The 21,492-nt window shown below is 60.6% G+C and carries 23 protein-coding genes; 12 read left to right on the forward strand and 11 right to left on the reverse strand.

The features are described from left to right. Nucleotides 1-85: 85 nt before the first annotated feature. From AACY30_RS24685 to AACY30_RS24695, 3 genes are read right to left on the reverse strand one after another with little or no spacing between them, the layout of a single operon-like run. Nucleotides 86-358 (reverse strand): oxidative damage protection protein, encoded by a 273-nt coding sequence (locus AACY30_RS24685; protein ID WP_339415481.1) that lies wholly within the window; start codon nt 356-358, stop codon nt 86-88. Beyond that, nucleotides 355-1,422 (reverse strand): A/G-specific adenine glycosylase, encoded by a 1,068-nt coding sequence (gene mutY / locus AACY30_RS24690; RefSeq protein WP_339469160.1) that lies wholly within the window; start codon nt 1,420-1,422, stop codon nt 355-357. Before mutY ends, AACY30_RS24685 begins: the two co-directional genes overlap by 4 nt. Further along, nucleotides 1,419-3,629 carry an AsmA family protein gene (locus AACY30_RS24695; RefSeq protein ID WP_339469161.1) on the reverse strand — a complete coding sequence of 737 codons (2,211 nt, stop codon included), beginning with the start codon at nt 3,627-3,629 and terminating at the stop codon, nt 1,419-1,421. The genes mutY and AACY30_RS24695 overlap by 4 nt, the downstream gene beginning before the upstream one ends. 324 nt (nt 3,630-3,953) lie before the next feature. Here AACY30_RS24695 and AACY30_RS24700 point away from each other — a divergent pair, with 324 nt between their 5' ends. The 7 genes from AACY30_RS24700 to AACY30_RS24730 all read left to right on the forward strand — a co-directional run bounded on the left by AACY30_RS24700 (nt 3,954) and on the right by AACY30_RS24730 (nt 9,803). After that, nucleotides 3,954-5,615 carry an OFA family MFS transporter gene (locus AACY30_RS24700; protein ID WP_339469162.1) on the forward strand — a complete coding sequence of 554 codons (1,662 nt, stop codon included), beginning with the start codon at nt 3,954-3,956 and terminating at the stop codon, nt 5,613-5,615. Nucleotides 5,616-5,799: 184 nt separating this feature from the next. Continuing rightward, on the forward strand, nt 5,800-6,393 hold the full coding sequence (hisB, locus tag AACY30_RS24705) for an imidazoleglycerol-phosphate dehydratase HisB (RefSeq protein WP_003218037.1): 594 nt from the start codon (nt 5,800-5,802) through the stop codon (nt 6,391-6,393). Then, the gene (gene hisH, locus AACY30_RS24710; protein WP_339469164.1) at nt 6,393-7,031 is read left to right on the forward strand and encodes an imidazole glycerol phosphate synthase subunit HisH; all 639 of its coding nucleotides are present in this window, start codon (nt 6,393-6,395) and stop codon (nt 7,029-7,031) included. Before hisB ends, hisH begins: the two co-directional genes overlap by 1 nt. Then, a complete protein-coding gene (locus AACY30_RS24715; protein ID WP_233893391.1) occupies nt 7,031-7,291 on the forward strand; it encodes a DUF2164 domain-containing protein in 261 nt (86 codons plus the stop codon). Before hisH ends, AACY30_RS24715 begins: the two co-directional genes overlap by 1 nt. Before the next feature lie 90 nt (nt 7,292-7,381). Then, nucleotides 7,382-8,131 carry a 1-(5-phosphoribosyl)-5-[(5-phosphoribosylamino)methylideneamino]imidazole-4-carboxamide isomerase gene (gene hisA, locus AACY30_RS24720; RefSeq protein WP_339541263.1) on the forward strand — a complete coding sequence of 250 codons (750 nt, stop codon included), beginning with the start codon at nt 7,382-7,384 and terminating at the stop codon, nt 8,129-8,131. A 79-nt stretch (nt 8,132-8,210) separates the two neighbouring features. Beyond that, nucleotides 8,211-8,981: an imidazole glycerol phosphate synthase subunit HisF gene (hisF, locus tag AACY30_RS24725; RefSeq protein ID WP_065950077.1), complete on the forward strand. Its 771-nt coding sequence runs from the start codon at nt 8,211-8,213 to the stop codon at nt 8,979-8,981. Nucleotides 8,982-9,047: 66 nt separating this feature from the next. After that, a complete protein-coding gene (locus AACY30_RS24730) occupies nt 9,048-9,803 on the forward strand; it encodes a substrate-binding periplasmic protein (protein ID WP_339469166.1) in 756 nt (251 codons plus the stop codon). A 176-nt stretch (nt 9,804-9,979) separates the two neighbouring features. Here AACY30_RS24730 and AACY30_RS24735 read toward each other — a convergent pair whose 3' ends face one another. From AACY30_RS24735 to AACY30_RS24745, 3 genes are read right to left on the reverse strand one after another with little or no spacing between them, the layout of a single operon-like run. Then, complete coding sequence (locus tag AACY30_RS24735) at nt 9,980-10,753, reverse strand: divergent polysaccharide deacetylase family protein (RefSeq protein WP_339541264.1); 774 nt, start codon at nt 10,751-10,753, stop codon at nt 9,980-9,982. Nucleotide 10,754: 1 nt separating this feature from the next. Then, nucleotides 10,755-12,071 carry a S41 family peptidase gene (locus AACY30_RS24740; RefSeq protein WP_339469168.1) on the reverse strand — a complete coding sequence of 439 codons (1,317 nt, stop codon included), beginning with the start codon at nt 12,069-12,071 and terminating at the stop codon, nt 10,755-10,757. A gap of 31 nt (nt 12,072-12,102) precedes the next feature. Next, on the reverse strand, nt 12,103-13,398 hold the full coding sequence (locus AACY30_RS24745) for a murein hydrolase activator EnvC family protein (protein WP_339541265.1): 1,296 nt from the start codon (nt 13,396-13,398) through the stop codon (nt 12,103-12,105). A gap of 36 nt (nt 13,399-13,434) precedes the next feature. Between AACY30_RS24745 and AACY30_RS24750 the strand changes: the two genes are divergently transcribed. Beyond that, complete coding sequence (locus tag AACY30_RS24750) at nt 13,435-13,587, forward strand: hypothetical protein (protein ID WP_339427303.1); 153 nt, start codon at nt 13,435-13,437, stop codon at nt 13,585-13,587. A gap of 8 nt (nt 13,588-13,595) precedes the next feature. Here AACY30_RS24750 and gpmI read toward each other — a convergent pair whose 3' ends face one another. Then, entirely contained in the window at nt 13,596-15,122 is a 1,527-nt protein-coding gene (gene gpmI, locus AACY30_RS24755; RefSeq protein ID WP_339541266.1) for a 2,3-bisphosphoglycerate-independent phosphoglycerate mutase, read from the reverse strand. A gap of 151 nt (nt 15,123-15,273) precedes the next feature. Between gpmI and AACY30_RS24760 the strand changes: the two genes are divergently transcribed. From AACY30_RS24760 to secB, 3 genes are read left to right on the forward strand one after another with little or no spacing between them, the layout of a single operon-like run. Next, entirely contained in the window at nt 15,274-15,687 is a 414-nt protein-coding gene (locus AACY30_RS24760) for a rhodanese-like domain-containing protein (protein ID WP_049710466.1), read from the forward strand. A gap of 1 nt (nt 15,688) precedes the next feature. Next, on the forward strand, nt 15,689-15,943 hold the full coding sequence (gene grxC / locus AACY30_RS24765) for a glutaredoxin 3 (protein WP_010213876.1): 255 nt from the start codon (nt 15,689-15,691) through the stop codon (nt 15,941-15,943). A 42-nt stretch (nt 15,944-15,985) separates the two neighbouring features. Then, on the forward strand, nt 15,986-16,465 hold the full coding sequence (secB, locus tag AACY30_RS24770; RefSeq protein WP_024072893.1) for a protein-export chaperone SecB: 480 nt from the start codon (nt 15,986-15,988) through the stop codon (nt 16,463-16,465). A gap of 124 nt (nt 16,466-16,589) precedes the next feature. Here the strand turns inward: secB and AACY30_RS24775 are convergent, their stop codons facing one another. Continuing rightward, the gene (locus tag AACY30_RS24775) at nt 16,590-17,045 is read right to left on the reverse strand and encodes a tRNA (cytidine(34)-2'-O)-methyltransferase (protein ID WP_065875774.1); all 456 of its coding nucleotides are present in this window, start codon (nt 17,043-17,045) and stop codon (nt 16,590-16,592) included. Between AACY30_RS24775 and AACY30_RS24780 the strand changes: the two genes are divergently transcribed. Next, nucleotides 17,044-17,484, forward strand: coding sequence for a hypothetical protein (locus AACY30_RS24780; RefSeq protein ID WP_339469172.1), 441 nt, complete (start codon nt 17,044-17,046; stop codon nt 17,482-17,484). The two genes, AACY30_RS24775 and AACY30_RS24780, sit on opposite strands and share 2 nt — an antisense overlap. A 472-nt stretch (nt 17,485-17,956) precedes the next feature. Here the strand turns inward: AACY30_RS24780 and ntrC are convergent, their stop codons facing one another. The 3 genes from ntrC to AACY30_RS24795 form a co-directional block, all read right to left on the reverse strand. After that, entirely contained in the window at nt 17,957-19,393 is a 1,437-nt protein-coding gene (gene ntrC / locus AACY30_RS24785; protein ID WP_339415499.1) for a nitrogen regulation protein NR(I), read from the reverse strand. Then, nucleotides 19,390-20,475 carry a nitrogen regulation protein NR(II) gene (gene glnL / locus AACY30_RS24790; protein WP_339469173.1) on the reverse strand — a complete coding sequence of 362 codons (1,086 nt, stop codon included), beginning with the start codon at nt 20,473-20,475 and terminating at the stop codon, nt 19,390-19,392. Before glnL ends, ntrC begins: the two co-directional genes overlap by 4 nt. Before the next feature lie 325 nt (nt 20,476-20,800). Next, the gene (locus AACY30_RS24795) at nt 20,801-21,337 is read right to left on the reverse strand and encodes a chorismate mutase (protein WP_339415501.1); all 537 of its coding nucleotides are present in this window, start codon (nt 21,335-21,337) and stop codon (nt 20,801-20,803) included. Between the last annotated feature and the right edge of the window lie 155 nt (nt 21,338-21,492).

Below are 21,492 nucleotides of genomic sequence, written 5' to 3' on the forward strand. Positions count from 1 at the left end.
GGTTTTTCAGGGGGTCGTCAAGCAAGTTTTCAAAAAATATTTAATTATTACCGTCGCTTACGTGCCGACCCCGGTTTTTGATCAATTATTGAGCAGGTGGCACGTAGCCGTCGGCCTTGGCGTAATCCTCGCCGGAAAAGAACTTGTCCATCTCGCCTGCCAGGTATTTACGGTCTTCGGCGTTCATCATGTTCAGGCGTTTTTCGTTGATCAGCAGAGTCTGGTGTTTCAGCCAGTCGCCCCAGGCTTTGGCGCAGACGTGCTCGAAAATGTCCTGGCCCTTGGCACCTGGGTACGGAGGGCGTTCGAGGCCTGGCAATTCTTCTTTGTACTTGCGGCACATGATGGTGCGGGTCATGACGAAACTCCTGCATTCAATACGTCGGCCGCGCGCTTCAGCAGTTTTTTCACCGGGGCGGCAAGGCCCAGGCGCGGCGGGGTGGCGAGGTTATACCAGAGCCAGTCGGCCTCGGCCACGTGGTTGGCGGATTCCTCGACCTGGACCAGCCAGGGTTCGATAGCCAACTGAAAGTGGCTGAAGGTGTGAATCAGGCTCGGCAGTTCCTGTTGCTTGCCCAGTGCCAGCGCGTGCTGGTTGGCCAAGTGTTCCAGGTCTTGCAGGTCATCCAGCTCCGGCAAGCTCCACAGGCCGCCCCACAGGCCCGTCGAGGGGCGACGGTAAAGCAGGATCGCGCCCTCGGCATTCGCCAGCAGTGGCATCAGCGTGCGTTTTTGCGGGATGGTCTTGCGCGGCTTGGGGATCGGGTAGCGCGTCTCCAGGCCGAGCATGTGGGCTTCGCAGGCTTTTTCCAGTGGGCACAATAGGCAGCTGGGTTTGCTGCGGGTGCAGAGGGTGGCGCCCATGTCCATCATCGCCTGGGTGTAGGCGTTGACGCGATCATGCGGCGTGAAGCGTTCTGCGGTGGCCCACAGCTGCTTTGCCACCTTGGGTTCGCCGGGATAGCCCTCCTGCGCCGTGAAGCGTGCCAGTACGCGCTTGACGTTGCCGTCGAGGATCGGCGCACGCAGGCCCATGCTCAGGCTGGCGATCGCACCGGCGGTGGACACGCCTATGCCGGGCAACTCGGTGAGCTTCTCGACATCCTTGGGAAACTCGCCGCCGTATTCGGCCACGACAATCTTCGCCGTCTTTTGCAGGTTGCGGGCCCGCGTGTAGTACCCCAGCCCGGTCCACAAGTGCAGCACTTCATCTTCCGGGGCTGCCGCCAGGGCCTCGACCGTTGGCAGCGACGCCATGAAGCGATCGAAGTAATTGAGCACGGTGCTCACCTGGGTCTGCTGCAGCATGATCTCCGAGACCCACACCCGATAAGGCGTGATGCCCTGTTGCCAGGGCAGGTCGTGGCGACCGTGACGGTCGTACCAGTTGAGCACCGCCTCTGAAAATTGCTCGTTTCTCATCGATTGAACAGGCCTTTCAGTGCGTCTTTGAGCTTCGGGTTGACCTTGTCGAGCTTCTCTTCAAGCTTTTCGTTGAGGCGGTTGCCCGCCGCCTTGATCGCGACTTGGCCAAGGCCATCCTTATCCAGGCGGCACGCCTTGGCGCCCAGTTCCAGCGGGCCACGGCAGCGCAGCGGCACTTCGATGCCCTGGAAGTTGGAGCCCACCTGGCAGGCTGGGTCCGGCGTTTCACGCTGGTCACCTTCGACAATGATGCCGATGCGGTAGTCCATGCCCAGGACGCGCAGGTCGACATCGCCATTACCGTTGACCGTCAGGCCCGGTATGCGCACTTTCAGGTCCGGGTTGCTGGCGACACCGTTACGGAAGGTCAGGTTACCCTTCAGTTCCTGGAACGGCGTGTCTTTGCCTTGCGGTGTGCTGCTCAAGGTTTTGCGGTTGAGCAAGGCGATGCCGGTGCACAGTTGCTGTTCAAGGTTGGCGTTGAGCAGCACGCCGTTGTTGATCACGAAACTGGCGGTGCCGTTGAGGCTGTCGATCAGCGCTTTCTGGCTATTGCCACGGCCAGTGAGGTTGCTGTCGAGGGTGATCTGGCCCTTCACCGGCGGAGTTTGCCCCTGGGCTTGCAGGATGCGTTCGACCGGTACCTGCTTGATCCGGCTTTGCAGCGCGAGCACCGGGATATCCTGGCGCACATCGAGGTTGCCGTTGGCCTGGAAGGTGCCGTTGTAGAGGCCGCCGCTCAGGGTGTCGAGCTTGAGTTGGCCATTGATGCCGGACGCTTTTAGCACGGCATTCTGGATCGGCAACTTGCTCAGGGTCAGTTGGCCAAACGCCAGGTCGGCGTCCACATCCAGCGTGCGCAGGCGGGTCAATGGCAACAGTTTGTCGGTGCTCCAGGCGCCTTTGGTCGGCGCGTCGGGCAGCGGTGTGGTGCCGCCGGCAGCCATGGCACCGGCTTCGCTGTTCTGCACTTCGGCCTGGCGGGCAGCGGCTGCGCCCTTGGCGGATTCGGACTTGGCCGGCAGATAGTTGTCGGCATTGAACGTGTCGCCCTTGAGCTGCACGCGCAGGGACTGCTTGGCAAAATCGTCCACGGCCACGCGACCGGTGAAGGTGCTGCCGTCGAGTTTCAGGTTGAGGTCTTCCAGGGCGATGCTGCTTGGCGTGCCCTTGAGGCGGCTGACCAGTTCGACTTTGCTCAGGCTGCCCTCGGCCATTGGCGGCAGCGGGTGGCCGACGCTGTCGAGGAACTTGGCCAAGTCGAATTGGGCGATGGACAGGGCGCCGCTGAGCTGCGGGGTCTTGTCCAGGTCGTTGACCTTCAGCTCGCCCAAGGCGCGCAATTGGTTGGCCGAGAGCTTAATGTTGGTCCATTCGGCGATATTCGCCGCCTGGTCCACCAACAGTTGGCCCTGGGTCGAGAAGGTCACGGTCTTGCCTTGCAGTGGCTCGCCCGTGGCTTCGCCGGTGATCTTCATGTCTTCAAGCTGGTAGCGCTTGAGCGCACGCTGGATGCGCAGGTTGCCGTTGAGTTCGGTCTTGACGCGCATCACCGGCTGATTGCTGCCGAAGAAGGCGGTGAGTTTCACCGGGATGCTGGCGCCTTCATGCACGGCGCCAGCGCTCAATTGGATGCTTTCGGCGCTGAACTGCTTGCCGGTCTGCTCATCGTTATATTCGATGCGGGCGTTGTTGACCGTCAGGCTGTCGATGTCCAGGCGGATGGGTTTTGCCGGCTTGTCCGATTCGGGTTCGGCCGGTTGTTCAACCGAGCCAGGGCTGCCGACGCTCGCCTCTGTCACGTTCTTGCCGATGTCTTCCCAGTTGCCGTGCCCTTCCTTGTTGCGGTTGAGGCGCAGGTTCAGGCCTTCGACACGCACGTCACTCATCTGCACTTCGCGGCGCAGCAGCGGCAGCACGCGTACCGACAGGCCGAGCATCTGCAGGTCGGCGAAGGGCTGGGTCGGTGCGGTCAGGGTTGCCACGCTGGCTTCGTGCAGTTCCAGGCCAAGCCAGGGGAACAGGCTCCAGCCGATGTCGCCATTGAGCGTCAGCTCGATGTGGGCCTTGTCGCGGGCAATCTGGCGAATCTCGTCTTTATAGTCGTTGGGATCGAAGAGATGGGTCAGGGCAAAGCCTAGAGCCACAATGATCAGCAACAGCCCGAGAAGTACCAGACCCAGGATTTTGCCGAACGCTTTCATGGGCGAGTCCTTGTATGTCGATTTCAAAATTTAGCCGCAGAGTATAACGCCCGACGGCCTGCGGCAGTGCTCCGATCGTTACATTGTATCCAGGGGCGAGGGAACGGGTTTTTGGCGTCAAACAAACAGATTTCTTGAAAAAGGTGATATCAGTTTGGTTTTTCTGTCATCGACAGGTGCTAATCTCTGCACGTTCGTCCGCCTTCTGCGACTTAAGGTCGCGCCTAAAATGGAGCTTCACTCAACAAAACGGCCACGCTTTGCGTGCAAGGCCGAGGGAGAGAGCGCCTGACGGACACATACTAACAACTGGGGGAAACACCAATGAGCATTAGCACTGCGGCCGCTTCAACTGCCGCAAAGCCTGCGTTCCTGTCCAAGGAACGCATTATCGCCAAGCCCGGCTTCAACCGCTGGCTGGTTCCGCCGGCCGCCCTGGCTATCCACCTTTGCATCGGCATGGCCTACGGCTTCTCGGTGTTCTGGTTGCCATTGTCCAAGGCGCTGGGTATCACCAAGCCGGTTGCTTGTGCGCCGGACATGAGCTTCATCGCCCAAGTCTTCTCGTCCCAATGCGACTGGCCCATCTCCATGCTGGGCTGGATCTACACCTTGTTCTTCATCTTCCTGGGCTGCTCGGCAGCCATCTGGGGCGGCTGGCTGGAACATGCCGGGCCACGTAAGGCCGGTGTTGTGTCGGCGTTGTGCTGGTGTGGCGGCCTGCTGATCTCGGCGTTGGGTATCTATACCCACCAGATCTGGCTGATGTGGATCGGCTCCGGGGTCATCGGCGGTATCGGCCTGGGCCTGGGCTATATCTCGCCGGTATCGACCCTGATCAAGTGGTTCCCGGACAAGCGTGGCATGGCCACCGGTATGGCGATCATGGGCTTCGGCGGTGGTGCGATGGTTGGCGCCCCGTTGGCAGCCGCATTGATGGGTCACTTCGCAACGCCAGACAGCGTGGGTGTATGGCAGTGCTTCCTGGTGATGGCTGCGATCTATTTCGTGTTCATGATCGGCGGCGCCTTGTCCTACCGCGTTCCACCCACCGGCTGGAAACCTGAGGGCTGGACCGCACCGGCGAAAAAAGCCAGCAACGCGATGATCACCCACCGCCACGTGCACGTGAACGTGGCGTGGAAAACCCCGCAATTCCGCCTGGTTTGGCTGGTGCTGTGCCTGAACGTATCCGCCGGTATCGGCATCCTCGGCATGGCTTCGCCACTGCTGCAGGAAGTGTTCGGCGGCAAGCTGCTGGGTGTGGATGTACCGTTTGGTCAGCTGGATGCCGGTCAACTGGCGTCCATTGCCGCCATCGCAGCAGGTTTCACGGGGCTGTTGAGCCTGTTCAACATCGGTGGCCGATTCTTCTGGGCGTCGTTCTCCGACTACCTGGGGCGTAAAAACACCTACTTCGTGTTCTTCGCCCTGGGCTTTGCCCTGTACGCGTTGATCCCGAACCTGGGGCATTTGGGTAACGTGGCGCTGTTTGTGGCGGCGTTCTGCATCATCCTGTCGATGTACGGCGGTGGTTTTGCGACCGTTCCGGCCTACCTGGCTGACCTGTTCGGTACGCAAATGGTCGGCGCGATCCACGGTCGCCTGCTGACCGCCTGGGCCGCTGCGGGCGTATTGGGCCCGGTGTTGGTGAACTACCTGCGTGAGTATCAGCTGAGCATTGGCGTTGAACGCGCTGCGGCCTACGACATCACCTTGTACATCCTGGCCGGCCTGCTGGTGCTGGGTTTCATCTGCAACCTGCTGGTTCGTCCGGTGGCCGACAAGTATTTCATGACCGATGCCGAATTGGCCGCCGAACAGGCGCTGGGCCATGACAAAGGCGCGGATGCGACCACTTCCCTGGAGTGGAAAGCGGCGTCCGGCACTGTGCCTTTGGCCATTGCTGCCTGGCTGGTGGTGGGTATTCCGTTGGCGTGGGGTGTGTGGGTGACCCTGCAGAAGACGGCGGTACTGTTCCGCTAACACCAAGCGTGCAGTGAGCGGGGCAGCCCGCTCACTGCACGACTGGCGCTCACATGTATGCACATGTCTATCCCCGACATCTCTCGCTTCAACTCGTCAGTCTTATCCCCTCCGATGTTTCTGTTTAGCGCCCGCGCCCCTATAATGGCTGCCTTTTTCGCCCAATGATTTTGCGGAGCTGGTGATGGCCGAACGTAAGGCGTCTGTCGAGCGCGACACTCTGGAAACCCAGATCAAAGCCTCGATCAACCTGGATGGCACCGGAAAGGCCCGATTTGATATCGGTGTCCCTTTTCTTGAGCACATGCTGGACCAGATCGCCCGTCACGGGCTGATCGACCTGGATATCGTCAGCAAGGGCGACCTGCATATCGACGACCACCACACGGTGGAAGACGTTGGCATCACCCTTGGCCAGGCGTTTGCCAAAGCCATCGGCGACAAAAAAGGCATCCGTCGCTACGGCCACGCCTATGTCCCGCTGGACGAAGCGCTGTCGCGCGTAGTCATCGACTTCTCCGGCCGCCCAGGCCTGCAGATGCACGTGCCCTACACCCGCGCCACCGTGGGCGGCTTCGACGTCGACCTGTTCCAGGAATTTTTCCAGGGTTTCGTCAACCACGCACTTGTCAGCCTGCACATCGACAACCTGCGCGGCACCAACACCCACCACCAGATCGAAACCGTGTTCAAGGCTTTCGGCCGCGCGCTGCGCATGGCCGTCGAGCTGGATGACCGCATGGCCGGGCAAATGCCTTCGACCAAGGGCGTCTTGTAATGCAGACGGTCGCGGTTATCGATTACGGCATGGGTAACCTGCACTCGGTGGCCAAGGCCCTCGAGCACGTCGGTGCCGGCAAGGTGCTGATCACCAGCGATGCCAACGTGATTCGCGAAGCCGATCGCGTGGTGTTCCCAGGTGTTGGCGCGATTCGCGATTGCATGGCCGAGATCCGCCGCCTGGGCTTTGACAGCCTGGTGCGCGAAGTCAGCCAGGACCGTCCGTTCCTCGGCATCTGCGTGGGCATGCAAGCCTTGCTCGACAGCAGTGAAGAGAACGACGGCGTCGACTGCATCGGTTTGTTCCCAGGCCAGGTGAAGTTCTTCGGCAAAGGCCTGCATGAAGACGGCGAACACCTGAAAGTCCCGCACATGGGCTGGAACGAGGTCCGCCAGGCCGTTGATCACCCGCTGTGGCACGAAGTGCCGGACATGGCGCGCTTCTACTTCGTGCACAGCTACTACATCGCCGCCGGTCAACCGGGCCAGGTGGTGGGTGGCGGACACTACGGCGTCGACTTCGCCGCAGCGCTGGCCGAAGGTTCGCGCTTTGCCGTGCAGTTCCATCCGGAGAAGAGCCATACCCACGGCCTGCAATTGCTGCAGAACTTCGCCGCCTGGGATGGTCGCTGGTAATGGCCAGGAAGCCGAAGCAGCCGATCTTGAACCTCACCCCCGAGCAGGAGAGTGAGGCTACCCTCAAGATCAAGCGCTTCATGGAAGACCGCTTCGAGCTCAAGCTGGGCTCGTTCGAGGTCGCCGAGATTCTTGAGCTGTTCACCACCGAAGTGGCTCCGCACTATTACAACAGGGCGATTTTCGATACGCAGACGCTCCTTAAAGAAAGGTTCGAAAGCATCGAAAGCGACCTGTGGTCGCTTGAAAAGAGCAGCTGAAAGCTTCAAGCCATAAGCTGCAAGAATTGATACGCGTGCTTGCTTGCAGCTAATAGCTTGCAGCTTGCAGCTCTTTGACGAAGGAAAAGCATGCTAATTATCCCCGCTATCGATCTCAAGGACGGCGCCTGCGTCCGTCTGCGCCAAGGCCGCATGGAAGACTCCACCGTGTTCTCCGATGACCCGGTGAGCATGGCTGCCAAATGGGTGGAAGGGGGCTGCCGTCGTCTGCATCTGGTGGACCTGAACGGCGCCTTCGAAGGTCAACCGGTCAATGGCGAAGTGGTTACCGCCATCGCCAAGCGCTACCCGAACCTGCCGATTCAGATCGGCGGCGGTATCCGCTCTTTGGAAACCATCGAGCACTACGTCAAGGCTGGCGTGAGCTACGTGATCATTGGCACCAAGGCCGTGAAAGACCCAGCCTTCGTTGCCGAAGCCTGCCGTGCGTTCCCAGGCAAAGTGATCGTGGGCCTGGATGCCAAGGATGGTTTCGTCGCCACCGACGGCTGGGCTGAAATCAGCACCATCCAAGTGATCGACCTGGCCAAGCAGTTCGAAGCCGACGGCGTCTGCGCCATCGTTTATACCGACATCGCCAAAGACGGCATGATGCAGGGCTGCAACGTACCGTTCACCGCAGCGCTGGCGGCGGCCACCAAGATTCCGGTGATCGCTTCCGGCGGCATCCACAATCTGGGCGACATCAAGTCGCTGCTGGACGCCAAGGCCCCCGGCATCATCGGCGCCATCACCGGCCGCGCGATTTATGAGGGCACGCTGGATGTGGCCGAAGCACAAGCCTTTTGTGATGGCTACGCGGCCAGCTCCAAGCCATAAGCTACTAGATGCAAGTAAAAGCAGATCCGCTTCTACTTGCAGCTAGTAGCTTGAAGCTTCTTAATCGGAGATTAAGTCTATGGCTTTAGCCAGACGCATCATCCCTTGCCTGGACGTCGACAACGGTCGCGTGGTCAAGGGCGTCAAGTTCGAGAACATCCGTGACGCCGGCGACCCGGTTGAAATCGCGCGTCGCTACGATGAGCAAGGTGCCGACGAGATTACCTTTCTCGACATCACCGCCAGCGTCGACGGCCGCGACACCACGTTGCATACCGTCGAACGCATGGCCAGCCAGGTATTCATCCCGCTGACCGTGGGCGGTGGTGTGCGCACCGTGCAAGACATCCGTAATTTGCTCAATGCCGGTGCGGACAAGGTTTCGATCAACACGGCAGCAGTGTTCAACCCGGAGTTCGTCGGTGAAGCGGCGCAGCACTTCGGCTCGCAATGCATCGTCGTTGCCATCGACGCCAAAAAAGTCTCCGGCCCGGGCGAAACCCCGCGATGGGAGATCTTCACCCACGGCGGTCGCAAGCCGACCGGCCTGGACGCGGTGGAGTGGGCAATGAAGATGGAAGCCCTCGGCGCCGGTGAAATCCTGCTGACCAGCATGGACCAGGACGGCATGAAAAACGGCTTCGACCTGGGCGTGACCCGCGCCATCAGTGATGCGCTGGGCATTCCAGTGATTGCTTCCGGCGGCGTCGGCAACCTGCAGCATTTAGCCGATGGTGTGATCGAAGGCCACGCCAGCGCAGTGCTGGCGGCGAGTATTTTCCACTTTGGCGAATACACCGTTCCCGAGGCCAAGGCCTACATGGCGGCGCGTGGTATCGTCGTTCGCTAAACGCTGCTGGACACCATGGCAAGTGCGCGGCACTCTCTGCGCTTGCCATGGACTCCGGTAGCCTTCATGTTCAAGACCCTGCTGCTCGCCCTCGCCAGTACTTCCCTCCTGTTGGCAGGTTCGGCCAACGCCGAAGAACCGTCTGACGCCTCCCTGGTGTTGCTGACGGAAAATTTCCCGCCCTACAACATGGCGAAAAACGGCAAGAACTTCGCCAAGGACGAGAACATCGAAGGCATCGCCGTGGACATCGTGCGGGAAACCTTCAAGCGTGCCGGCATTTCCTACAACCTCACCCTGCGTTTTCCTTGGGAGCGCATCTACAAGCTCGCCTTGGAAAAACCTGGCTATGGCGTATTCGTGATGGCCCGTTTGCCGGATCGAGAGGCACTGTTCAAATGGGTCGGCCCTATCGGTCCGGATGATTGGGTGCTGCTGGCCAAGGCCGACAGCAAGATCCAGCTCAACGACCTCAAGCAGGCGCACCGCTATAAGATCGGCGCCTACAAGGGCGACGCCATCGCCGAGACCCTGGAAAAGCAGGGTCTCAACCCGATTGTGGTGCTTCGCGATCAAGACAACGCGCAAAAGCTGCTGGATGGCCAGATCGACCTGTGGGCCACTGGCGATCCCGCGGGCCGCTACCTGGCGCGCCAGGTGGGCGTGAGCGGGCTCAAGACCGTGCTGCGGTTCAACAGTGCGCAGCTCTATCTTGCTTTGAACAAGGACGTGCCGGACGAACTGGTGACCAGGCTTCAGGCCGCACTGGATCAGTTGCGTAAAGACGGCGCCGTCGACGAGATCATGTCTAAGTATCTGTAATTTATAGGAAGCCTGGAGCTGACTTGCCAGCGATACACCATCAAATGTAATCGTGGCTCGCTCGAGATGTGTAGATACCTGTGCAGCAATAGCGGTCTTTCAGTCACGCGTCAGGTTGCTGATGCACCAGCTATCGCTGGCAAGTCAGCTCCAACAGTGGATCGTCGCTGTCTTCCCTAGCGATAAACCCCGTCCTTCCCGTGTCCGGCCATCGCCCGGTTACTGCGCACGCTGATCATCAACTTGATGTCGATCCAATCGACGCCCTGGGCCTTGAGTCTGGGCAGCTCGCGCTCCAGTACGGCCAGGGTTTGCGGGTAAGGGTGACCGATCATCACGGCCGAACCCTGCTTGTGGGCCAGCTTGATTGCGGTCTGCAATTGTGTGGTGATCGCCGCTTCAGTGCGCTCGTCATCGAGGAATACATCCCGCGAGACATGGGCCAATCCAATCTTCTGCGCCTCGGCTGCTGCGACGGTCTGCGCGCTGGTGCGGCTGTCGACGAAGAACTTGTTGCGCCGTTGCAGCTCGGCCATCAACCAGGTCATGGCGAGCGGTTGCGCGGTCATGCGGCTGCCCATGTGGTTGTTGATACCTGCGGTGTAGGGCACCGCCTTGAACGCAGCATCCAGGCGCTTGGCGAGTTCTTCGATGGGCAGCTCTGGGTGCCAGGCGAAGGGGCCGGTCGCCGGGTCCATGGGCATATGCAGGATCACGATCTTGCCGGCTTTGTGGGCTTCGCGGGCAAATTCGGCGGCGTGGGGTGTGTCGGGCATGATCGCCGTGGTGACCGGCCCAGGCAGGGCCAGCACGCGACGATCCCGGGGCAGGTTCTGCCCGAGGTCGTCGATGATGAGGGTCAGGTAGGCTTTGTGCGGCTCGCCGGTAGGCGTCGCATGGGCGACGCCTGCCAGGCTGCACAGCACAGCGATGATCAGGGCAAAACGCATATCAACGGCTGCGCGTGATGCTCAGGCCTTTGAGCAGGCTCAGCGCCTGGGCCAACTGGTAGTCTTCGTCCTGTGGCATCGGCTTGGCTTTGGCGCGGCTGCCGGTGGGTTGGTCAGCGCCGCCGTTGCCATTGCCCAAGTGACCTTGCAGGTCCGCTTCTTTGTAGTACTCGCTGTCGATCTCGTTGGTGATCTTGGCCTTGCGCACCTCAATGTCCGGCACGATGCCCTGAGCCTGGATCGAGCGACCGTTCGGCGTGTAGTACAGCGCTGTGGTGATCTTCAGCGCACGCTCGTTGTTCAGCGGCAGCACGGTTTGTACCGAGCCTTTGCCGAAGCTGGTGGTGCCCATCAGTACGCCGCGTTTATGGTCTTGCAGGGCGCCGGCGACGATTTCCGACGCCGAGGCGCTGCCGCCGTTGATCAGCACGGCCAGTGGCACGTTTTCGCTGAGGTCGTTGCCGGTGGCCGAGAAGCGCAGTTCGGAGTTGGCAATACGGCCCTTGGTGTAGACGATCAGGCCCTTGGTGATGAAGTGATCAACCACTTCCACCGCCGATTGCAGCACGCCGCCTGGGTTGTTGCGCAGGTCGAGCACGATGCCGCTGAGTTTCTTGCCGTTGTCCTTGCGCAGCTTGGCCAGGGCCTTGGCCACTTCGTCACCGGTCTTGACCTGGAACTGGGTGATACGGATGTAGCCGTAGCCCGACTCCAGCAGCTGGCTCTTCACGCTCTTGACCACAATGGTCGCGCGGGTCAGCGTTACATCGAACGGGTTGCCGCCGTCGCGCACCAGGGTCAGGGTGATTTTCTGGCCGATCTTGCCGCGCATCTTGTCGACGGCTTCGGTCATGGTCTGGCCACGGGTCGGCTGGCCGTTGATCTTGACGATAAAGTCGCCGGCCTGGATACCCGCCTTGGATGCCGGCGTGTCATCGATCGGCGAGACCACCTTGATGTTGCCGTCTTCGGCGCCGACTTCAATGCCCAGGCCGCCGAATTCGCCGCTGGTGCTTTCCTGCAGCTCAGCGAAATCTTCCGGGCCCAGGTAGGCGGAGTGCGGGTCGAGGTTGCTGAGCATGCCCTTGATGGCATTCTCCAGCAGGGTCTTGTCGTCTACGGGTTCGACATAGGCTGCCTTGATCCGGTCCATGACCTCGGCAAAGGTGCGCAGTTCGTCCAGCGGCAACGGCGCCTTGGTGGTGGCGGCCGTGGCGGCAGGCGCAGCCGGGGCGGCCTGGTCGGCGAAAGCCAGGGGCGCGCCGATCACTAGGACGATCGTCAGGGCCAGCGAAGTGAGGCGGGACAAATGCAGCATGTCGAACGAACTCCTAATGTAGATGCGACCCTTATCCTTGGGTTCTGCACCATTGTGCAGGATCGCTCGGGCGACCCTGCTGACGAATAGCGAAGTACAGCGCCGGGGTTTCCTGGCCGCCACTGTTACCCACAGTGGAGATGGATTCACCGGCTTTTACAACATCACCTGCCGACTTGAGTAAAGTCTGATTGTGGCCGTAAAGGCTCAAATAGCCATTACCGTGGTCGAGAATCACCAATAAACCGGCGCCGCGCAGCCAATCGGCAAATACCACGCGCCCACCGTGAACAGCGTGGACCTGGCTGCCGGCAGAGGCGCTGATCATCACTCCGTCCCACTTGGCGCGGGTGTCATCGCCACGGGTTTCACCGAAGCGTGCCAGTAATCGACCATCAACCGGCCATGGAAGTTTGCCGCGAGCTGAAGCAAAAGGGCCGCCGAACGACTCGCCGGCGCTGGAAACCAGCGGGCCAGAGGCTGCATGCGCCGGTTTACGGGGCGCCGGGGCGTCCGAGGTGGCAGCCAGTTCGGCCTCACGCTGGCGCTTTTTTTCGGCTTCCTGCTGGGCGATCAGCGCTTTCTGCCGCGCTTCTTCGGCCTCACGTGCCTGGCGAGCCAGGGTTTCCTCGATAGTCTTGAGGACCTTGGCCAAGTCGGCCTGGTCCTGCTCGCGGGCCTGCAGCTTGGCGTCGCGGGCCTTTACGTCGTCATTGAGCTTGGCCAGGGCCAGCTGGCGCTCCTTGCGGACCTTGTCCAGCTCGTTGCGCTGGGTGTCGAGCGCGCTTTTCTGGTCCTGCAGCTGCGATTGCTGGTTGGCGATTTCCTGTTCGACATTGACCAACTGACGCAGGGTCTCGTTGAAGCTTTTCAATTGCTCCATGCGGGCGTTGCTCAGGTAATCGTAGTAGGTGAGGGTGCGCGCGAACTTCTCCGGGTTTTGCTGGTTGAGCAGCAGCTTGAGGTATTCCTGGCGGCCGTTCTGGTAGGCGGCGCGGGCCTGGATCGCGATCAGGCGTTGCTGTTCAACGCGTGCGCTCTGGAGTTTTTTTTTCTCAGCGTCGAGTCGCTCCAGTTCCGACTCGCTCTTCTTTAATTCTTTTTGTAGCTCCTGGACCTGCTTCTCCAGCTTGCCCATCTCGGTTTCCGTGCCGCGCAGGTCTTTCTGCACCCCGGATTTTTCTTCCTGGAGCTTGCCGAGCAGTTTCTTCAGCTCGGTAATGTCCTGACGCGTAGCGTCCAACTGTTGTTGGGTTTGTGCGCGCTCATCGGCAAACGCCGGTTGGAGCAGGCAGATAAGAGCAAGGGTAATCAAGGCGCGAAGCATAGAGGCGGGCGACACCAGGGAAATGGACGGCCTAGTATGCCCGCCAAGCGCGGCAAAAAAAACGCCCAATTCGGGCTGGAAGGCAAGATAGGTGCCGAGTGGCACTGGTATGGCGAAAAGATATCTTCCAAACAGCGCAAAACCAGTGTGGGAGCGGGCAAGCCCGCTCCCACACTGGTTTTGTGGTGAGGCTGGAATTAAACCAGAATCGAAGTCCCCGTCATCTCCACCGGTTTCTCCAGCCCCATCAACATCAACATAGTCGGTGCTACATCCGCCAGTACGCCGCCTACACGCACTTTAAAATCGCGCTTGCCGACATAGATGAACGGTACCGGTTCAGTCGTGTGGGCGGTGTGGGCCTGGCCGGTGGATTCGTCGGACATTTGCTCGCAGTTGCCGTGGTCGGCAGTGATCAGCGCTTCGCCGCCGACTTTTTCCAGGGCATCGACGATGCGGCCGACGCACAGGTCCAGGCATTCCACGGCTTTGGTGGCGGCTTCCAGGTTGCCGCTGTGGCCGACCATGTCGCCGTTGGCGTAGTTGACCACGATCACGTCGTAACGCTGGTGTTCGATGGCGTCGACGATCTTGTCGGTGACTTGCGGCGCGCTCATTTCCGGCTGCAGGTCGTAAGTGGCGACTTTTGGCGACGGGATCAGGATGCGCTCTTCGCCCGGGAACGGCTCTTCACGGCCACCGGAGAAGAAAAAGGTCACGTGGGCGTATTTTTCGGTTTCGGCGATGCGCAGTTGGGTCTTGCCGTTTTTTGCCAGGTAGTCGCCCAGCACGTTATCCAACGTGCCTGCTGCAAAAGCGGCGGGAGCCGGGATGCTGGCGGCGTATTGGGTCAGGCCCACGTACTGCACGTTTGGCTGACGCGCGCGCTCGAACTCCTTGAAACCGTCTTCGACAAACACGCGGCTCAGTTCGCGGGCGCGGTCGGCGCGGAAGTTCATGAACACCACGGCGTCGCCGTCTACGACTGTCACCGGCTCACCGATGGTGGTGGCTTTGACGAATTCATCGCTCTCGCCACGGGCGTAGGCGGCTTCGAGGCCTTCCTGTGCGGTGGCGGCGTGGAATTCGGCCTGGCCGTCGACGATCAGGTTGTAGGCCTGGGCTACGCGGTCCCAGCGGTTGTCGCGGTCCATGGCGAAGTAACGGCCGACCAGGCTGGCGATACGGCCTTTGCCCAGGGCCGCGAAAGTGGTGTCGAGCAGTTCGATGGACGATTGCGCGCTTTTCGGCGGGGTATCACGGCCGTCGAGGAAGGCGTGCAGGTAAATCTTGTCGGCGCCGCGTTTGAACGCCAGTTCGGCCATGGCGACCAAGTGGTCCTGGTGGCTGTGGACGCCACCCTCCGACAACAAGCCCATGAAGTGCACGGCTTTACCGGCAGCCACTGCTTTATCGACCGCCGCGCAGATGGTCGGGTTCTCGAAGAACTCGCCATCGCGGATCGCTTTGGTCACACGTGTGAAGTCTTGATAGACCACTCGTCCGGCGCCGAGATTCATATGGCCGACTTCCGAGTTGCCCATCTGGCCGTCCGGCAGGCCCACGTCCATGCCCGAGCCGGAGATCAGGCCGTTCGGCACGGTGGCGGTCAAACGATCGAGTACCGGCTTCTTGGCCGCGTACACCGCGTTGTCGTGGTGGCTTTCACTGTGTCCGAAGCCATCGAGAATTATCAGGACCAAAGGTTTGGGCGTAGTAGTCATAGATCCTCTCGCGGCGTTAATAAAGGAAGACAATTGAAAAGGGAGTGGCAGTTTAAAGCGAAGTTCCGAACACGTCACCGCTTTACGGGGGTTGGCCCCCCCTGACGGCTGTGTATACTTACCGCCATTTTAACGCTCTGGAACCTCCTTGATGGTTGATCACCTGATTGCATTTGCCACTGCCCATTACCTGCTTGTGGGTGCCTTCGTCATCCTGCTGGCGCTGCTGATCGCTCACGAATTGAGCCGCGGTGGCCGCAGCCTGAGCACGGCGGAGCTGACCGCGCTGGTCAACAAGGATGAGGCCGTTGTCGTGGATATCCGCCCGGCCAAGGATTTCGCCGCCGGCCATATCGTCGGCGCCCTGAACATTCCTCAGGACAAGCTGATCGCGCGCCTGGCCGAGCTGGAAAAACACAAGGCCAAGACCATCATCCTGGTCGACGCCCAAGGCCAGCACTCCGGTACCCACGCCCGCGAGATGCTCAAGTCCGGTTTCACCGCCGCCAAACTGTCCGGTGGTATTGGCAGCTGGAAGGCCGATAACCTGCCGCTGGTGAAGTGATATGAGCCAGGTTGTCGTGTATTCCAGCGATTGGTGCCCTTACTGCATGAGGGCCAAGGCCTTGCTGGAGAAAAAGGGCGTTGCCTTCGAAGAGATCAAGGTCGACGGCAAACCCCAGGTGCGTGCCGAAATGGCCCAGAAGGCGGGGCGCACGTCCGTGCCGCAGATCTGGATCGGCGCCAAGCACATCGGTGGCTGCGATGACCTGTTCGCCCTGGAGCGCGCCGGTAAACTCGATGCGCTGCTGCTCGTCTGACTTCTAAACCCTTAAAGACCCCAAGATAGAGAAGGATCTGCGATGACTGATCAACAGAACACCGAAGCAGCAGAAGCCCAAGGCCCACAGTTCTCGCTGCAGCGGATCTACGTGCGTGACCTGTCGTTCGAAGCGCCGAAAAGCCCTGCGATCTTCCGCCAGGAATGGACCCCAAGCGTTGCGCTGGACCTGAACACCCGTCAAAAAGCACTGGAAGGCGACTTCCATGAAGTCGTGCTGACTCTGTCGGTTACCGTCAAGAACGGCGAAGAAGTAGCCTTCATCGCTGAAGTGCAACAGGCCGGTATCTTCCTGATCCAGGGCCTGGACGAAGCGTCCATGAGCCACACCCTGGGTGCGTTCTGCCCTAACATCCTGTTCCCGTATGCCCGTGAGACCCTGGACAGCCTGGTCACCCGGGGCTCGTTCCCGGCGCTGATGCTGGCACCGGTGAACTTCGATGCCCTGTACGCGCAAGAGCTGCAGCGCATGCAACAGGAAGGTGCGTCGACGGTTCAGTAATTTCGAACCCGACACAGAACTAAATGTGGGAGCGGGCTTGCCTGCGATAGCATCACCGCGGTGTGACTGACACACCGAGGTGCCTGCATCGCGGGCAAGCCCGCTCCCACATTTGTTATGTGTGCTACTTGAAGCCCAGCTGGCGCCAGCCTTCGTAGACGGCAACGGCTACGGTGTTTGATAAATTCAAACTGCGGCACCCCTCGCGCATCGGCAAACGCAGGCGATGGCCGTCCGGCAGTGCGTCCAGCACCTCCGGTGGCAGACCCCGGCTTTCCGGGCCGAACAGGAACGCGTCGCCTTCGGCAAAGCTGGCATCGTGGAACGGTCGCGAACCCTTGGTGGTGAACGCGAACAGCCGCGGGTGCCCCAGGCTTTCCAGGCAACTCGCCAGGTCGGCATGGCGCTTGAGGGTGGCGTACTCGTGATAGTCCAGCCCGGCGCGGCGCAGGCGCTTGTCGTCCATGTCGAAGCCCAGGGGCTCGATCAAATGCAGGTGGCAGCCACTGTTGGCGCACAGCCTGATAACGTTGCCGGTATTCGGCGGAATTTCTGGTTGAAAAAGGATGACGTGAAACATGCACGGCTCCGAAGGCAAAGATGCGCTGCATTCTACCCCCGAAGAGGACCCAAGGCCGAAGCTTATGCCGCGGGTCATGGGCTCTTTGGCGATTGTCGGCTTGATGACCGGCTTGATGATTGGCCGACTGACCACCCCAGACCCGGTCGAACTGCAACAGGTTGAGGCCGCAAAAGACGGCGTGGTGGTGTGGTTCAACCGCGAACCCAAGCTGCACGGCGAGCATATCGACGGTACGGTGGCGCTGCTGTTCGACGCGCAAGGCAAGGCTGCCAGTGGGCAGCTCAAGATCAATGAAAAGGGCGTGAATTGGCGCGTGCGCAAGACCGACGGCGGCCTGCTGCTGAACCTGGTGGCGGCTCGGCCTTTGCGTGGGGAGTGGAAAGGGGAGAAGGCCGATGGCCGCTGGCGGCTGGAGATCCATCTCCAAGAGCAATAAAAGAGGGAATCCCCGGCCTGCCTGTACCAAGGTCCCCAAAACGGGCTGGAGCTATGGGCGCTGCGCCACATAAGCCCCGGGTGTAAAGAAGGGAGTTCCCGGCCTGCCTGTACCAGGGCTCCCAAAACGGGGTGAAGCCTTGAGGACTTCGGTGTTAAAGAGGGGATTCTCGGCCTGCCTGTACCAAGGTCCCCGAAACTGGGTAGTACAAGGGTTATTGCAGGGCGCGTGCCAGAGTGGCCAAGGTGTGCCAAAAAAAATCTTCAGAAAGCGCAAAGCCCCGGGATACGGGGCTTTGCGCTTTTTGGTTTTCAGATTTTTCTCAGCGAGGCCGCAGGTTCAGGTTTTGGATTCGTGCCCGATGCCGGTTCAGGGTGCATTGAAGCGGTGCACGTTCCCGACACCCTGCGCAGATCCAAATATGGGAGCGGGCTTGCTCCCACACTGGATCTTCAGTGGATTTTAGAGGGTGTCAGCCCTCATCACCCTCATCGTCATCCCCACCATCCACCTTCATCCCCAACTCCTTGATCTTGCGAGTCAGCGTATTACGGCCCCAGCCCAGCAAAACGGCGGCATCACGCCGGCGGCCGGCGGTGTGCTTGAGGGCCGTCTCGATCATGATCCGCTCAAACGCCGGTACGGCGCTGTCCAGCAGGCTGGACTGGCCGCGAGCCAGAGCCTGATCCGCCCATTGGCGCAGCGCCTGTTCCCAGTTGGTCACCGGCGCAGAGTCCTGCGGCAGGCTGAGCAGCTCCGGTGGCAGGTCGCTGACATGCACTTCGCGCCCGGACGCCATCACTGTGATCCAGCGGCAAGTGTTCTCCAACTGGCGCACGTTGCCCGGCCACGGCAGGTTCTTCAGGTATTCCTCGGTCTCGCTTTTGAGCAGCTTCGGCTCAACCGCCAGCTCTTGCGCGGCGCGGGCAAGGAAGTGGCGGGCGAGCGTCGGGATGTCTTCGCGACGGTCCGACATCCGCGGAATGTGGATGCGGATCACATTGAGGCGGTGGAACAAGTCCTCACGGAATTTGCCCGCATGCACCAGGGTTTCCAGGTTCTGGTGGGTCGCCGCGATGATACGCACGTCGACCTTGACCGGCGTGTGCCCGCCAACCCGGTAGAACTCGCCGTCCGCCAGCACGCGCAGCAGGCGGGTCTGGGTGTCGGCCGGCATATCACCGATTTCATCGAGGAACAGCGTGCCGCCGTCCGCCTGTTCAAAACGTCCGCGACGCAGGTTGGCGGCGCCGGTAAACGCGCCTTTTTCATGGCCGAACAACTCGGACTCCATCAAGTCCTTCGGGATAGCCGCCATGTTCAACGCAATAAATGGCGAAGCCGCTCGTGGGCTGTGACGGTGCAGGGCGTGGGCCACCAGCTCTTTACCGGTCCCCGATTCGCCATTGATCAGCACGGTGATGTTGGAATGGCTCAAACGCCCGATGGCGCGAAACACTTCCTGCATCGCCGGCGCTTCGCCGATGATTTCTGGGGTGCGGGTCAAGGCCGGTGGGGCTTCCTGGTTCTGCTGTTCCTGGGCGTGCTGGTTGGCGCGTTTGACCAGCGCCACTGCCTCGTCCACGTCGAACGGCTTGGGCAGGTATTCAAAGGCACCGCCTTGATAGGACGCCACAGCGCTGTCCAGATCCGAGTGCGCGGTCATGATGATCACCGGCAAACGCGGGTGCTGCTCGCGAATCCGCGCCAACAGGTCCAGGCCACTGGCGCCGGGCATGCGGATGTCAGAAATGATCACGTCGGGCTGCTGGCGAGCCAGGCGGCTCATCACTCCGTCGGCGCTGTCGAAGCTCTGGGTGGTCATGCCTTCCTGTTGCAAGGCTTTCTCGAGGACCCAGCGGATAGAACGGTCGTCATCGACGATCCAGACAGTTTCACTACGGCTCATGTCGATGGGGCTCCTTGTTCCAGAGGCAGAAAGATCGAGAACGTGGTGTGGCCAGGATGGCTCTCACATTCGATCAGACCCTGGTGCTGGCTGATGATGTTCTGGGTAATGGCCAGGCCCAACCCGGTACCGTCCGGGCGGCCGCTGACCATGGGGAAGAAAATGGTTTCCTGCAGTTCCGCAGGAATGCCCGGCCCGTTGTCCATGATCTCGACCTTGGTCACCAGGCGATGGCGCACATGGCCGATGGTGAACTGGCGCAGGGCGCGGGTGCGCAGGCTGATGCGGCCCAGGCGCAGCTCGTTATGGCTGCTGATGGCCTGCATGGCGTTGCGCACGATATTGAGCACCGCCTGGATCATCTGCTCGCGGTCGATCAATACGTCGGGAATGCTCGGGTCGTAATCGCGCACCAAGGTGATGCAGCCCTGGCTTTCGGCCTCGACCAGATGACAGACGCGCTCAAGTACTTCGTGCACGTTGGTCATCGCAAGGGACGGCAGCTTGTTGGAGCCCAGCATGCGGTCCACCAGGTTACGCAGGCGGTCGGCTTCTTCGATGATGACGTTGGTGTAGTCCTTGAGGTGTTCCTCCGGCAGCTCGCGGGCCAGCAGTTGCGCTGCACCGCGAATGCCGCCGAGGGGGTTCTTGATCTCATGGGCCAGGCCGCGCACCAGCATCTTGCTGGTTTCCTGTTTGGACAGCTGCGCTTCTTCCTTGGTAATGCGCAGCAGGCGATCGCGAGGATGCACTTCAAGCAACAGCAGGGTGGCGCCGTTGCTCAGGATCGGGGTCACCGCGTAGTCGACAGTCAGCGTCTGGCCGGTGAGGGCGGTGAGCATCGCTTCACGCTTGGTGAATGGATGTGCCTGCTCCACCGCCTGGCGCAGCGAGCTCAAGGCTTCGGCCGACTCGGTGAACAGCTCGCTGATGAACTGCCCATGGCTGCGCTGGCCGCTGATGGCCAGGAGCATTTCCGCCGCCGGGTTCATGTACTCAAGACGCAAGTCGCCATTGAGCAGGATGGTCGCGGTGGTCAGGTTGTCGAGTAACAAACGGTGCAGTGCATCACTGATGGTCATCAGGACCTCTTTTGGAGCAAGGCGCGGGCTTGAGGCACACGCTGATACAAGGAAAATGCAAAAACCAAACCAAGGCTCCGAAAAGAAGCGTGCAAGCCCTGAAATGGCGGGTTAAGGCGCGAAACTGTGGCGTTCTGCCAGCTTGCTCGGGTAGTTTCGAACCAAAATGGGCTGAACAGGTGGGAAGGGTGCAGCGTATCGCACCAATATAGTGCGGACTTGTGAAGGTTGTTCAGGAGGCGCCCGATATAGTTCTTGAATGCACCCAATCAAAAATGTGGGAGCGAGCAAGCCCGCCCCACATTTTTGATTGGGTTTGCAGGCTTTAGCCTTTGAAGATGCACAGCTCGGCGGTGGCACGGATCATTGCCAGTTGGCGCAGAGGGTCGTTCAGCGGCTCATGTACCGCCTGGGCCAGCCATTGCGGGCACTGCGGGTCAGTGCGCTGGGGAGTGAAATCGGCTAGTTGCTGCAGCAGGTGTTTTTGCAGTTCATCCAGCTGTGGGCGAATCTGCTTGACCAAATCCGGGCGCGGATCGTCAGGCGCCTTGCCCTGGAACTGCCAATCGGACAGGTGGGTGTACTGCACCAGTTTGTTCGCTTCGATCTGCGCCGAGAAAAACTGCTCGGCGGCGCCAGGGTCCAGCTTGTAGCTCGGTGCCTGGGCGACCACGCTGGCGATTACCTCTTGCTCGCGCTTTTTGTCTTCTACGGGCTTTTTGCTGTCCCATTTGCTTAACGCCACTTGGTCGGCAATCTCCAGTCGCTCGGCGATGCTGTTGAGCAGCGGATCAAGGGTAGGCGGCGCGGCGCTCGCACCGGCACTGACGAATAGCAGAGCGAACAAAAGTCGGTATTTCAAAGGTGATCTCCTGCGGGAGCGGGCGTGCCCGCGATGGCGATGGGTCAGTCATACATCAGGTGGCGGGCGGTACGCTATCGCGGGCAAGCCCGCTTCCACATTTTTCACCTATTGCGGGCAAAAAAAGACCTCCGCGAAGGAGGTCTTTTTCATCA

This window comes from Pseudomonas sp. RA_5y_Pfl1_P24, assembly GCF_963970945.1.
Lineage (GTDB): Bacteria > Pseudomonadota > Gammaproteobacteria > Pseudomonadales > Pseudomonadaceae > Aquipseudomonas > Aquipseudomonas tritici.